General features: G+C 72.9%; 9 protein-coding genes. 8 read left to right on the forward strand and 1 reads right to left on the reverse strand.

The features are described 5' to 3' along the window. The first annotated feature begins 32 nt into the window (after positions 1–32). The 7 genes from ABD481_RS11375 to ABD481_RS11405 all read left to right on the forward strand — a co-directional run bounded on the left by ABD481_RS11375 (position 33) and on the right by ABD481_RS11405 (position 9,056). The gene (locus ABD481_RS11375) at positions 33–1,382 is read left to right on the forward strand and encodes a dipeptidase (protein WP_344665553.1); all 1,350 of its coding nucleotides are present in this window, start codon (positions 33–35) and stop codon (positions 1,380–1,382) included. A 91-nt stretch (positions 1,383–1,473) separates the two neighbouring features. Continuing rightward, positions 1,474–2,595 carry a M24 family metallopeptidase gene (locus tag ABD481_RS11380; protein WP_344665554.1) on the forward strand — a complete coding sequence of 374 codons (1,122 nt, stop codon included), beginning with the start codon at positions 1,474–1,476 and terminating at the stop codon, positions 2,593–2,595. A gap of 2 nt (positions 2,596–2,597) precedes the next feature. After that, positions 2,598–4,172 (forward strand): MFS transporter, encoded by a 1,575-nt coding sequence (locus ABD481_RS11385; RefSeq protein WP_344665555.1) that lies wholly within the window; start codon positions 2,598–2,600, stop codon positions 4,170–4,172. A 122-nt stretch (positions 4,173–4,294) separates the two neighbouring features. After that, complete coding sequence (locus ABD481_RS11390) at positions 4,295–5,227, forward strand: hypothetical protein (protein ID WP_344665556.1); 933 nt, start codon at positions 4,295–4,297, stop codon at positions 5,225–5,227. A gap of 1 nt (position 5,228) precedes the next feature. Next, positions 5,229–7,022, forward strand: a complete 1,794-nt coding sequence (locus tag ABD481_RS11395; protein WP_344665557.1) for a peptidoglycan-binding protein — start codon at positions 5,229–5,231, stop codon at positions 7,020–7,022. 29 nt (positions 7,023–7,051) lie between these two features. Next, on the forward strand, positions 7,052–7,693 hold the full coding sequence (locus ABD481_RS11400) for an ABC transporter ATP-binding protein (protein WP_344665616.1): 642 nt from the start codon (positions 7,052–7,054) through the stop codon (positions 7,691–7,693). After that, positions 7,686–9,056 (forward strand): ABC transporter permease, encoded by a 1,371-nt coding sequence (locus tag ABD481_RS11405; RefSeq protein WP_344665558.1) that lies wholly within the window; start codon positions 7,686–7,688, stop codon positions 9,054–9,056. Before ABD481_RS11400 ends, ABD481_RS11405 begins: the two co-directional genes overlap by 8 nt. A gap of 93 nt (positions 9,057–9,149) precedes the next feature. Here the strand turns inward: ABD481_RS11405 and ABD481_RS11410 are convergent, their stop codons facing one another. Then, positions 9,150–9,623, reverse strand: a complete 474-nt coding sequence (locus ABD481_RS11410) for a hypothetical protein (protein WP_344665559.1) — start codon at positions 9,621–9,623, stop codon at positions 9,150–9,152. 143 nt (positions 9,624–9,766) lie between these two features. On the opposite strand from ABD481_RS11410, the gene ABD481_RS11415 reads away from it, so the two are divergent. Next, positions 9,767–12,586 (forward strand): DUF6185 family protein, encoded by a 2,820-nt coding sequence (locus ABD481_RS11415; RefSeq protein WP_344665560.1) that lies wholly within the window; start codon positions 9,767–9,769, stop codon positions 12,584–12,586. Positions 12,587–12,750: the final 164 nt, after the last annotated feature.

Consider the following 12,750-nt stretch of genomic DNA (forward strand, 5'->3'; position numbering starts at 1 on the left):
ACCCGACGCGGACGTCCCGAGGAGACCCACCCATGACCGACGACCTGGCCGCACGCATCGCGGCGCTGATGCCCCGGGCCAAGAAGGACCTGGCCGAACTGGTGGCCATCACCTCCGTGGCCGACCCGAGGCAGTATCCCGCCGAGGAGTGCCGCAAGGCCGCCGACTGGGTGGTCTCCGCCTTCACCGACGCCGGGCTGCGCAACGTCCGCCTGGAGCCCACCCCCGACGGCAGCCTCGCCGTGCTCGGCGAGCGCCCGGCCCCGCCCGGCGCGCCGACCGTGCTGCTGTACTGCCACTACGACGTCCAGCCGCCGCTCGACGACGACGCCTGGACCTCTCCGCCGTTCGAGCTGACCGAACGCGACGGCCGCTGGTACGGCCGCGGCTCGGCGGACTGCAAGGGCAACATCGTCATGCACCTGACCGCCCTGCGCGCCCTCGGCGACGACATCCCGGTCGGCCTGAAGTTCGTCGCCGAGGGCTCCGAGGAGCAGGGCACCGGCGGCCTGGAGGCGTTCGTCCCGGACCATGCCGACGACCTGCGCGCCGACGCCCTGCTGATCTGCGACACCGGGAACGCCGCGGTCGGCGTCCCCACCGCCACCACCACCCTGCGCGGCCTGGCCAACGTCGTGGTCACCGTGTCCACGCTGGCCGGCAACATCCACTCCGGGATGTTCGGCGGCCCCGCCCCCGACGCGCTGGCCGCGCTGATCCGGCTGCTGGACTCGCTGCGCGACGAGGACGGCGGCACCCGCGTCGACGGCCTGGACTGCGACGGCGCCTGGGACGGCGTCCAGTACGACGAGCAGCAGTTCCGCACCGACGCCGGGGTCCTGGACGGAGTGCGGCTGACCGGCTCGGGCACGGTCGCCGACCGGCTCTGGGCCAAGCCGGCCGTCACGGTGCTCGGGATCGACTGCCCGCCGGTCGTCGGCTCGGCGGCGGCGGTGCCGGCGACGGCGCGCGCCCGCGTCAGCCTGCGGGTGCCGCCGGGCATCGACGCCAAGGCCGCCCGCGCGGCCCTGGACGCGCACCTGCGAAAGGCGGCGCCCTGGAACGCCCAGGTGACGGTGGAGGACGAGAGCCTCGGCTCGCCGTTCCGGGCGGCGACCGGCGGCAAGGCCTACGCCGCGCTCGACCGGGCCGCGAAGGACGTGTACGGCAAGGAGCTGGCGTTCCTGGGCCAGGGCGGCTCGATCCCGCTGTGCAACGTGCTGGCGGCGACGTATCCGGACGCCGAGATCGTCCTGATGGGCGTCGAGGAGCCGCGCTGCCTGATCCACGCGCCGAACGAGAGCGTCGATCCGTCGGAGATCGAGCACATGGCCCATGTCGAGGCCCTGTTCCTGCGCCACTACGGCGCCGAACACGCGTAGCCCGGGACCCGGGACCCGGGACAGGGACCCGGGACCCGGGACAGGGACCCGGGACCCGGGCCGGAGCCGAACTTCGAGGAGGCCAGTGACCATGCCGCGCCCATTCACCGCCGACGACTACGAGGAACGGATGCGCCGCGCCGCCGAGGCCGGCGCCGCCGCCGGGCTGGCCGGCCTGGTCATCACGCCGGGTCCGGACCTGGTCTACCTGACCGGGTACCGGCCGGTGGCCATCACCGAGCGGATCACCGCGCTGGTGCTGGTCCCGGGCCGGGAGCCGGCGCTGCTCATGCCCAAGCTCGAACGGCCCGACGTCGAACGCTCCGCGGCGGCCGGGCGGCTGCGGCTCAGCGACTGGATCGACGGCGACGACCCCTACGCCGCGCTCGCCCCGCTGCTGCCGGATCCGGCCGGCCGCTACGGCATCGCCGACACGGCCTGGTCCCTGCATCTGTTGGGCCTCCAGGAGGCGCTGCCCGACAGCCGCTACTCGGCGCTCACCCAGGCGCTGCCGATGATGCGCGCGGTCAAGGACACCGCCGAACTGGAGCGCCTCGCCGCCGCCGGACAGGCCGCGGACGACACCTATCTGGAGATCCTCAAGGTGCCGTTCGCCGGCCGCCTGGAGACCGAGGTCGCCGCCGATCTGGCCGCCGGGCTCACCCGCCGCGGCCACTCGCAGGTGGACTTCACGGTCGTCGGGTCCGGGCCCAACGGCGCCAATCCGCACCACGAGGCGGGGGACCGCCGCATCGAGGACGGGGACACGGTCGTGCTGGACTTCGGCGGGCTGATGGACGGCTACGGCTCGGACACCACGCGGACCGTGCACGTCGGCCCGGACGTGCCGGCGCAGGTGCGCGAGGTCCACGACGTGGTGCGGCTGGCCCAGCAGACGGCCTTCGAGGCGGTCCGGCCCGGGGTGGCCTGCCAGGAGATCGACCGGGCCGCGCGCAAGGTCATCACCGACGCGGGCTACGGCGAGTACTTCATCCACCGCACCGGGCACGGCATCGGGACCACCACGCACGAGCCGCCGTACATGGTCGAGGGGGAGACGCGGGAACTCGTCCCGGGGATGTGCTTCTCGATCGAGCCGGGCATCTATCTGCCCGGCCGGTTCGGGGTCCGGATCGAGGACATCGTGACGGTGACCGAGACCGGCGGGCGGCGGCTGAACAACAGTCCGCACGAGCTGGGGACGGTGGGTTGAGCGTGAGCGTCGGCGATACTGCGGGTGCGGGTGCGGATGCGGATGCGGGCTCCGGGCCCGCCAAGGCCGCGGGCGGAGTCCTGGCGGCCACGTGCATCTCGGCCTTCGTGGTCAACGCGAACACCTCGGCCGTCAGCATCCTGCTGCCCGCGATCAGCGAGGACACAGGCGCGTCCCTGACCTCGCTGCAATGGGCCGTGACCGGCTATTCGCTGGTCGGCGCGGCGGTCATCGTGACCTCCGGCGCCCTGGGCGACGTCTTCGGGCGGCGCCGCATCTTCATCGGCGGCCTGCTGCTGTTCGTGGCCTCGTGCGTGCTCATCGCGCTGGCGCAGGGCGGCGGCCTGGTGATCGCCGGCCGCGCCGTCCAGGGCGCCGCCGGCTCGACGATCCTGGCCTGCGGCCTGAGCCTGCTGTCGGCCGGCATCAGCGGCAAGGCCGAGATGCAGGCGGTGTCGTTGTGGGGCGCGGCCTCGGCCGCCGGGGCCGCGGCCGGTCCGCTGCTGGGCGGCGTGCTCGTCGACGTCACCGGCTGGCAGGGGCTGTTCTGGATCGACGCCGCGATCGCGGCCGCCTGCATCCCGCTGACCCTGCGCACCGTGCCGGAGTCCAGCGATCCCACGCGGCCCCGCTCGATCGACTACGCGGGCACGGTCCTGGTCGCGGCCATCCTCGCGCCCTTCGTCTTCGCCGTCACCGAGGGCTCGAACTGGGGCTGGCTGGACATCCGCACCCTGGGGTGCTTCGCGGTCTCGGTGGCCTCGGTCTTCGGCTTCGTGCTGGTCGAGAAGCGGGTCGGCGCGCCGCTCATCGACCTGGCGCTGCTGCGCAACAAGGTCCTGGTCGGCTCGACGGTGGCCATCCTGCTGGTGGCCGGCGTCATCAACGCGATCATGTACATCTGCAGCCTGTACTTCCAGAACCCCGCCGCGCTGGACATGTCGCCGCTGGAGGCCGGCCTGGCCACCCTGCCGGCGGCCCTGGGCATCGTGGTGACGGCGCCGCTGGTCACCCGGTTCGTCGACAAGTTCGGCGGCCGCACCGTGATCGCCGGCGGCTTCGCCATCGCGACCGTCGGGCTGCTGGTGCTCGCCTTCGTCCAGGACTCCTGGACCTACGCGGCCTTCGCCCTCCCGATGATCGTCCTGGCCGTCGGCCTGGGCCTGGCCAACGGCCCGTCCTCGGCGATCGCCACCGCCTGCGTCCCGGACAACCAGGTCGGGGCGGCCTCCGGGATCTCCAACATGGGGCGCTACATCGGCTCGGCCGTCCTGACCGCGGTCATCGCCGCCGTCTTCAACGCGGTCGGCCTGCACAACAAGGCCCTCGGGGCGTCCACCTCGGAGGCGCTGGCGAAGGGCTTCGCCCGCTCCTCGCTCGCGCTCCTGCTGTTCACCGCCTTCGGCATCGCGCTGGCGCTGCTGGTCGGCCGGGTCCGGCCGATCGGCAAGCCGCAGGCCCAGCACTACGCCGCGGCGGCGGCCGGCACCGCGCACACCGTGCCGACCAAGTCGGTGCCCAAGCCCGCCTTGTCGCCGGCGTCCGGACCACCGCCGCCGCCGACCACGCACGCGTAACGCCGGAGCGCTCCCGGGCGTCGAACCGGGTGGCGAGCGGTCGCAGACCGACTGAGCCCCCTGACATCGACCTCGGGCAGGACTCCATGTTGCGCACCAAGACTTTGACAGGTTTTTTCCTTGTGGCGGCCGTCGCCACGGTTCTGACCGGCTGCTCCTCCGCCAAGTCCGCCGGCCCGGCCGCGGCCGGGAACGTCGGCGCCGCGGCCCCGGCGTCCGGCTCGGCCCCCGGTTCGGCGAGCGCCGGCGGCGCCACGCCGTCCATGGCCCTGGGCGCGCTGCCGATGGACGCGTACTACTTCATGTCCGAGAAGGACACGCGCGTGGTCCAGCAGGCCATGGACCTGGTCACCCGGGACTGCATGAAGCGCTTCGGCTTCGACTACAAGCCCCCGGCGCCCGATCCGGGCGCGGCGGAGCAGGCGAAACAGCACTCCGGCCTCGGCAACGACGACGTGAAGCAGGCCCAGCTGTGGGGCTACCACAGCCCGCAGCAGCCGGCCGCGCAGAATCTGCCGCCCGAGCCCGGCGACGGCAAGAACTCGCCGGAGCACCTGGTGCTGATCGGCGAGGTGAAGACCTCCGGCGGCCAGGCCGTGCCGTCCGGCGGCTGCAAGGGCGAGGCCGAGAGCCGGGTCCTGGGCCCGGACCTGCCCCCCGACCAGTCGGCGGTGCTCAACGGCCCCGGCGGCGACGGCAAGGACAGCACCCCCGGCGGCCCGGCCGGCCACGACCCCCGGGTGCAGGCCGCGCTCAAGGCCTGGAAGGACTGCATGGCCAAGGCCGGATTCAGCTACTCGGTGCCCTCCGACGGCCCGATGAAGTTCCTGAAGGGCCCCGGCCAGTCCGCCCAGCCCTCGGCCCCGGAGATCGCCGCCGCCGTGGCCGACGCCACCTGCAAGAAGCAGGTCAACCTGAACGGCATCTGGTTCCAGGCCGAGACCGATGTGGAGAACAAGTTCATCGAGGAGCACGCCACCGCGATCAACGAGCTCAAGAAGTCGCGCGAGGCCGAGGTGAAGCGGGCCACCAGCATCGTCGGGGCGGGGTCCTGAGATGCGCGACGACGAGGCCGGGCAGGCGTTCCCGGGATCGGAGGACCCGACCGAGACGCTGCCGGTCGTCGGGGCGGGGGAGCCGGGCGGGGCGGCTCGGACGTCCGATCCGGGATCCGGAGGTTCGGGGCCGCCGGATCCGGCGTCGGAGCGGGGATCAGGGCCCGATGACGCGCCGGACCTCGCCGACGCCGGCCGCTCCCGCCTGAACCGCCGCCGCCGGACCTTCATCGCCGTCACCCTCGGCGCCGCCCTGGTGGCCGGCGGCGGCCTGGCCGCCTCGGCGTTCGTGAAGTCCCCGGCCGAACTGGCCGCCGAGACCAAGGCGCCCACCGCGTCCGTGTTGGCCGCGCCGGTGGAGAAGCGGGTCCTGACCGACGTGCTGACCACCCGCGGCCTGGTCGCCGCCACCACCCAGACCCAGGTCACCCCGGCCGCGTCCTCGGCCCAGGGCGCCTCCTCCTCGGTGATCAGCGCCCTGCGGACCTCGGTCGGCAAGCCGGTCCACGCCGGCGATGTGCTGCTGGACGTCTCCGGCCGGCCGCTGATCGCGCTGCCCGGGACCATCCCGGCCTTCCGCGACCTGAAGCCGAACGACGACGGCGACGACGTCGCCGAGCTGCAGGCCGCCCTGGCCGGGCTCGGCTACGCCACCGGCGGCGACCGGAAGGGGCACTTCGGGCCCGGCACCAAGACCGCGGTCACCAACTTCTACAAGCACCTCGGCTACGACGTGCCCACCACCGGCGGCCCGAACGACGCCGGCGACCAGCCGCAGCTCGTGGCCGCGCAGAACGCCGTCGACAGCGCCCAGCGCGACCTGAACGACTTCGACCGGAAGGCCTCGGCGAGCTCGGCGAACTCCTCGATCTCCTCGGCTGCGTCGGCGTCGTCCTCCTCGCTCGCGGCCCGCTCCTCCTCGGCGTCCCGGACCTCGGCGCCGGCCGACGGCACCCCGACCGGCGGCGGCACTGCCGCGCCCACCGGCACGAACACCGCGCCGAACACCGACCCGAACGCCGGCCCGAACCCGCCGCAGCCCACCCCGACCGGAACGCTGAGCAGCGTCCCCGGCGACGAGCCGGCCTCCGTGCAGCGCGGCTACCTGGTGAAGGCCCGGGACCAGGCCAAGACCGCGCAGGCCACGCTGATCGCCACCACCGGGCCGATGGTCCCGCTGGCCGAGACCGTGTTCCTGCCCGGATTCCCGGCCCAGGTGACGCAGCTCCCGGCGAAGGTCGGCGACAAGGTCACCGGCCCGGTGATCACCCTGTCCTCGGGCACCCTCGGCATCACCGCCCGGGTCACCCCGGACCAGGCCCGGCTGCTCAAGACCGGGATGAAGGCGGACATCGTCGCCGAGGCCATCGGCCAGAATTCCTCCGGCACCGTGGCCGCCGTCGGCGCGGTCACCGTCGACAGCCCGCAGGGGCAGGGCGGCCAGCAGGACGGCCCCCAGGCCGCCGCGCCCGCCGGGGGCGGCGGCGACGGCACCCCCTACGTCCCGGTCACCATCACCCCCGGTGTCAGCCTGGACGCCAAGACCTGGGCCGGCCAGGACGTCCGGGTGACCATCACCTCCGCGGCCACCGCGGGCCCGGTGCTGGTCGTCCCGCAGTCCGCGGTCTCGGCCGGCGCCGACGGCCGCACCACCGTGTCCAAGCTCGGCCCCGACGGCCGCGCCACCGTGCGGACCGAGGTCCGGGCCGGCATCTCCGGGGGCGGATTCGTCGAGGTCGCGCCGGTCGCCGCCGGCGCGCTGGCCGAGGGCGACCGCGTGGTGATCGGCCAGTGACCCCGGTCATCGCCCTGCGCGGCGTCGGCATGACCTACCCCGGTCCGCCGCCGGTCCGCGCCCTGCGCCCGGCGGACCTGGCCGTGGCCCGCGGCGAGTACGTCACCGTCGTCGGCCCCTCCGGCTCCGGGAAGTCGACCTTCCTCAACGTGGTCGGCCTGCTCGACCGGCCCACCGAGGGCACCTACGAACTGGACGGCATCGACGTCTCCACCCTGCGCGAGAGCGAGCGCACGGCGCTGCGCGGCAAGCGGATCGGCTTCGTCTTCCAGTCCTTCCACCTGCTGCCGTACCGGACCGCGACCGAGAACGTGCTGCTGGCGCAGCTCTACAACGGCACCCGCAGAGCCCTGCGACGCCCGGCCGCCCGGGAGGCGCTGGCGCGCGTCGGGCTCGGCCACCGGCGCGACGCGGTGCCCACGCACATGTCCGGCGGGGAGCGCCAGCGGGTCGCGATCGCCCGGGCGCTGGTCAACCGGCCCTCGCTGCTGCTGTGCGACGAGCCGACCGGGAACCTCGACACCGCGACCGCTTCGGGCGTGATGCAGTTGCTCGACGAGCTGCACGCGGCCGGGCTGACCATCGTGGTCATCACGCACGACGAGGCGGTCGCCCGGCGCGGGCAGCGCACCGTGACGATCCGGGACGGCGTGGTGACGTCGGATGGCTGACCTGGTCACCACCGCTTCCCCGGACTCCGCGAAGCCGGATCCGCCCGGCCGCTCCGGCGGCACCGGCGGCTCCGGCCACCCCGGCCACCCCGGCCGGCCCCGCCGCCCCGCCCGCCGCCGCTCCCGGGTCGCCGAACGGTCCCGCCTGGGCCTGCGCGACCTCGGCGCCGAGGCGCTGGCCGGCATCCTGCAACGGCCCGGCCGCTCGGTCCTGACCATGCTCGGCACGGTGCTGGGCATCGGCGCCTTCGTCGCGATCCTCGGCCTGACCGCGACCGCCGCCGGACAGATCGACAAGCGGTTCACCGTCCTGTCGGCCACCGAGGTCGGCGTCGACGACACCGGGACCGCGCGCAGCCAGGGCGAGCAGCCCGACCCGGCGATCTCGTTCACCGCGGACGCGGGCGCCCGGGTGCAGGCGCTGAACGGCGTCGTCCACGCCGGCGTCTACTGGCCGGTGCCGTTGCAGTCCCCGCGGCTCGGGGCCGCCCCGGACCTCCAGTCCGGCTCCGCCGGCGACGGCTCCGGCCTGGCCATCTACGCGGCCGACCCCGGCGCCCTCGCCGCGATGCACCCGACGCTTACGGCCGGCGTGCTCTACAACGGGTTCCACGAGGCCCGCCAGGAACGCGTCGCCGTACTCGGCGCCGCGGCCGCCGCCCGCCTCGGAATCACCCGGCTGGACGCGGAACCCGCCGTCTTCATCAACGGCACCGCCTACACCGTCGTCGGCATCATCGGCGACGTCGAACGGCGCCAGGAGATGCTGCTGTCGGTGATGATCCCGACCCGCACCGCCCTGGCCGCCTACGGCCCGCCCTCCACGCCGTCGCGGGCCAAGATGCTGATCGAGACCAGGCTCGGCGCCGCGCAGCTGATCGCCCACCAGGCCCCGATCGCGCTGCGCCCGGACGACCCGTCCCTGCTCACCGCGATCGCGCCCCCCGACCCGAAAAGCCTGCGCAACGACGTCACCGGCGACTTCAACACCCTGTTCCTGCTGCTGGCGGCGCTGTCCCTGGTGATCGGCGCGGTCGGCATCGCCAACACCACCCTGGTCGCGGTCCTGGAGCGCACCGGCGAGATCGGTCTGCGCCGGTCCCTCGGCGCGCGTCCGCGGCACATCGCCGGCCAGTTCCTCGCCGAGTCCACCGTGCTGGGCACGCTGGGCGGCCTGATCGGCACCTCGGTCGGGGTCGGGCTGGTGGTCGGCGTCGCGGTCTCTCGGGACTGGACCGCGGTGCTCCAGCCGTGGGCCGTCCTGCCCGCGCCGCTGATCGGGTCGGTGGTCGGGCTGCTCGCCGGGCTGTATCCGGCGCTGCGGGCCGCGTGGATCGAACCGGTGGAGGCGCTGCGGCGGTGATGGGAAGGCACTGAGCCCGGCCCGGCGCGTCCTGGTGGAGTCGGACGCGCCGGGCCGGGCTCGCGCCGGGCCAGGCTCTCGCGCCGGCCCGGATCAGACGGGGATCCCGCACCCCGAGGCCGGGGGCGGCAGCAGGGTGACCGAGGCGTCGATCGACTCGCCGTCGCCGAGGTTTGTCCCGACCGCCGACATGACCTGATCCCCGGTGCCGACCGGGGGAGTGGTGCCCATCGCCGCGACCCCGGAGGCCGTCGACTGGACCACCTTGTCGAAGAACACGACGCCGTTGTCGGCCAGTTGCACGTGCCACAGCTGGCCGGGCGCCGCGGTCTGGATCTGGAACTGCTCGGCCACGACGACGCCCGACGGGACGGCGGTGTCGTACTTGGCCCTGAGGATCCAGGGGGTGCCCAGCGATCCGGTCCCTGCCGCGCTGTGGGTCGCGCCGCAAGGTCCGTGGCCCGGTCCGCCGTCGGCCGCGGCGAAGGCGTTCGGCCCCATGAACACGGCCGACGCGATGGTGGCCGCGCCGACCGCCACCCCAATGCCCAATCTGCGAGAACGCATGGAATATCTCCTTCGTGGACGACAGGAATCCCTGTCGTTCGGAGATAGGCGCGCGGGTTACGCGAAGCGGGCTACACCCCAGGTCAGGGCTCGGATACACTGTCGCGACCCGCGACCGCGCGTGTCTCCCGAGGGGGGATGAGATGCTCCGTGCTCTGGGCTTGGCGTTGACGCTGCTTGTCTCGAACGGACCCCTCGCGGGGTCCGGCGCCGTGCCCGCCGGCGACCCGTGCTCCGCGCCGGAGCTGAAAGCGGCCACGGTGCAGAACACGATCACGGTGGCGGCGCGCCACCGGGACAACCCGGTCGTCAGCGTCAGCACCGAGGTGAAGGTGCCCAGCCGCTGGCCGGGCGCGGCGGGCCTGCGGGCGGATCCGTACGGGGACCAGTTCCGGGCCTCGGCGGTGTGCTTCCTCCCGACCTGGAAGTCCGACTACCGCGCGGACGATCCGGTCGTCTCCGAGAGCGACGACTTCGTGACGCTCGACGACACCGTCGTCGAGCCCGAGGACAACTTCGCCTGGAACGACTTCCACGGCGTGCCCCACATCGGGATCTGGGGCGTCGTGCCGGCCGGCGAATCGCTCCAGCTGACCGCCGACGCGCTGCCCGAGTCGGTGGCCACCTGGACCGTCACGGTCGCCACTGACGGGCTGCCGGTGCGCACCACGACCCCCGCGCCGGCGACGGACGACGGCGGCGGGACCGTGAGCTGGACCGGGCTCACGGCGGACGAGGCGCGGCAGATCGACGTCGCGGTGCGGTGGCCTTCCGGCCTCGCGGTCGAGCGGGTGCTGGGACTGTGGCCGGCCAAGAGCTTCACCGAAGTGCCCTGGGACTTCTGCTGGTGGGTGGTCTTCCTCCCGCCGCTGGTGCTCGTCCGCCGGTATCGCAAACGGCAGGCCGCTCAGCTGCCCGGCGATCCGGCGCAGCCGCACGGCGATCCGGCCCAGGACAACACCTGGCAGCGAAGCCGGATCCTGGTCGGGGTGTGCGTGGTCGGGATGGTGCTCACCGTGCTCAAACCGTTGGACGACCTGGTGTCCGACGAGGGGTTCGGCGTCTTCGAGCGCTGGTTGAAGGACATTTACTTCCCGGGATGGATGCCCGGTGAGGACCACGCCGGCGACGTCTATTACATGTTCCATTGGCAGGTGCTTGTCCTCCTCACCGGCGGGCTGTATCTGTGGGGGTCGTACCGGCCCGACCGGAGCCGTGCCAACCTGCTGCGACACGTCGCGGTGACCTGGACGGTCGTCACCCTGGGGATGCTGCTCGTGGGCGTGACGCGGATTTGGGCGCCCTCCGGTTCGCCGTGGACGGACTACGACCTCGGACAGACGACGCTGGGCCGGTCCTGGAGAGCGCTGGCCGTCCTGGGCGCGGTGGCGACACCCATGGCGGTCTCCGTCTACTTCATGCTGGCCGCGCTGATGTGCTTGATAGTGAAGCTGTGGCCGGTCGACCGCCACGGCGCTCCCCGTGACCTCGAACCTGCGCGGCGGACCTGGGTGGCCGTCCACTGGGCCGCGTTCGGCCTCACCGTGGTCGTCATCGGGTTCGCGATCATGTTCAGCCGGTCGGACTGGCAGCACCTGAGCGTCCTGGGCAACGACACCGCCATCGGCCAGCCGGACTGGGTCGTCTGGGAACTGTGGACCGCGCCGTATTCCCTCTTGATAGAGCTGCTCGGGCTGTTGACGAACGTCGCGGTGGTGGGCGTCATCGCCCTCGTCCACCCCTTCCACCTCGGGACCGACGGGCCGCGCCGCGTGTTCTTCGGCGCCGACGCCCTGCGCTTCGAGGTCCCGGCGCTGGTGTTCGTGTTCGCGGCCTGGTCGCTCGGCTCGGCCGGGGAGGTGGTCACCCTCAACGCGCCGATCGTGTTCGTGGTGGGCTATTTCCTGCTCAAGAAGGTCGCGCTGTCCACGCGCCTGGAGGTGCTGGACGGTGCTGTCGTGGCTGACGGGACCGCGGCCGCCGGTGGTTCCCTGATGCGCTACCAGGCGGAACTGCTCGACGCCGGCGCGCGCAGCGAACAGCTCGTCAAGGAACTGGGCCAGCTCGATCGGGAGAAGCCGGCCGACGGGGTCGAGGCCGTCGCCCGGCGCCGCGAGATCGTGGACACGCTGAAACTCCTGTCCGTGGAATGGGAGCGGCCGACCGGCGACACCACCACGACCACGACCAGCACCACTGAGACGAAGCCCCGATGGACGGTGCGGCTCGGGAAGCGCCGGCTGGACATCGGCAGCCACGTCGTGGAGTCCACGGCGGAGGAGACGACCGCCGTGACGGAGAAGATCCGGGCGCCGCAGCCGATCGACCCCGGCCAGACCGCGCTGTCGCTGGGGCCGACGGACTGGTGGTGGACCAACGGGCTCCAGGCGGTGCAGGTCGGCGCGATCCCGATCCTGCTCGTGTCCGGTTACTACTTCTACCGGAACTGGATCAACGGTGCTTTCTGGCCGCTCAGCTACCAATACGGAGTCCTGGGGCTGATAACCACGGTCGGGTTCCAGGTCGTCGCCTGGGTCACCGCGGCCTTCGTCCTCGGATGCCTCTTCCCTTATCTGCGGGGCCGCACCGGGCCGCAGAAGGGCGCCGTCTTCGGCCTGGTCTGGGCCGTCGCCCTGGTCGCCGACGCGGTGCCCGACTATGTCTTGGGCGGCCTGCCGAACAACAGGATCCTGCTGGACTGCATCATTGCGGTGGCGTTCGGAGCCGTCCTCGGGCTGCTGCTGGATGCCAGGACTCTGCGACTGCATCATCGCGAGTTCTCGCGGGTGGTCACCATTTATCGGCTCGCCAGTGTCCGCGTCGCTGTTTCCTATGGGCTTACAGTGGCTCTCGCGGTGGTCGGGGTGTGGCAGCAGGCGCATGTCGGCGATCAGATCGCGCAGCAGCGGGATTCGATCATCTCGGGGATCATCAAGGACATGCGGACGCAGGCGGGTCGGTGACGGCGGCGGTCACGGAGTGGGTCACGGCGGCGGCCACGGAGCCGGACTCGTTCCGGGTCCGCCGGTTTACCGCCGCCTGGGCCGGATTTGTATACCAGAGCCCTGATTAAACAGCCTTCGACGGCCGTCGCGCCACACACTCGGAACTCCGATTGACGCACAGG

It is taken from the genome of Catenulispora yoronensis (genome assembly GCF_039531695.1).
Taxonomy (GTDB): Bacteria; Actinomycetota; Actinomycetes; order Streptomycetales; family Catenulisporaceae; genus Catenulispora; species Catenulispora yoronensis.

Bases quoted from the DNA above. Each gene is read 5' to 3' on its own strand.
- ABD481_RS11410 (WP_344665559.1), bottom strand. From the start codon at position 9,623: ATGCGTTCTCGCAGATTGGGCATTGGGGTGGCGGTCGGCGCGGCCACC.
- ABD481_RS11395 (WP_344665557.1), top strand. From the start codon at position 5,229: ATGCGCGACGACGAGGCCGGGCAGGCGTTCCCGGGATCGGAGGACCCG.
- ABD481_RS11405 (WP_344665558.1), top strand. From the start codon at position 7,686: ATGGCTGACCTGGTCACCACCGCTTCCCCGGACTCCGCGAAGCCGGAT.
- ABD481_RS11375 (WP_344665553.1), top strand. From the start codon at position 33: ATGACCGACGACCTGGCCGCACGCATCGCGGCGCTGATGCCCCGGGCC.
- ABD481_RS11400 (WP_344665616.1), top strand. From the start codon at position 7,052: ATGACCTACCCCGGTCCGCCGCCGGTCCGCGCCCTGCGCCCGGCGGAC.
- ABD481_RS11380 (WP_344665554.1), top strand. From the start codon at position 1,474: ATGCCGCGCCCATTCACCGCCGACGACTACGAGGAACGGATGCGCCGC.
- ABD481_RS11415 (WP_344665560.1), top strand. From the start codon at position 9,767: ATGCTCCGTGCTCTGGGCTTGGCGTTGACGCTGCTTGTCTCGAACGGA.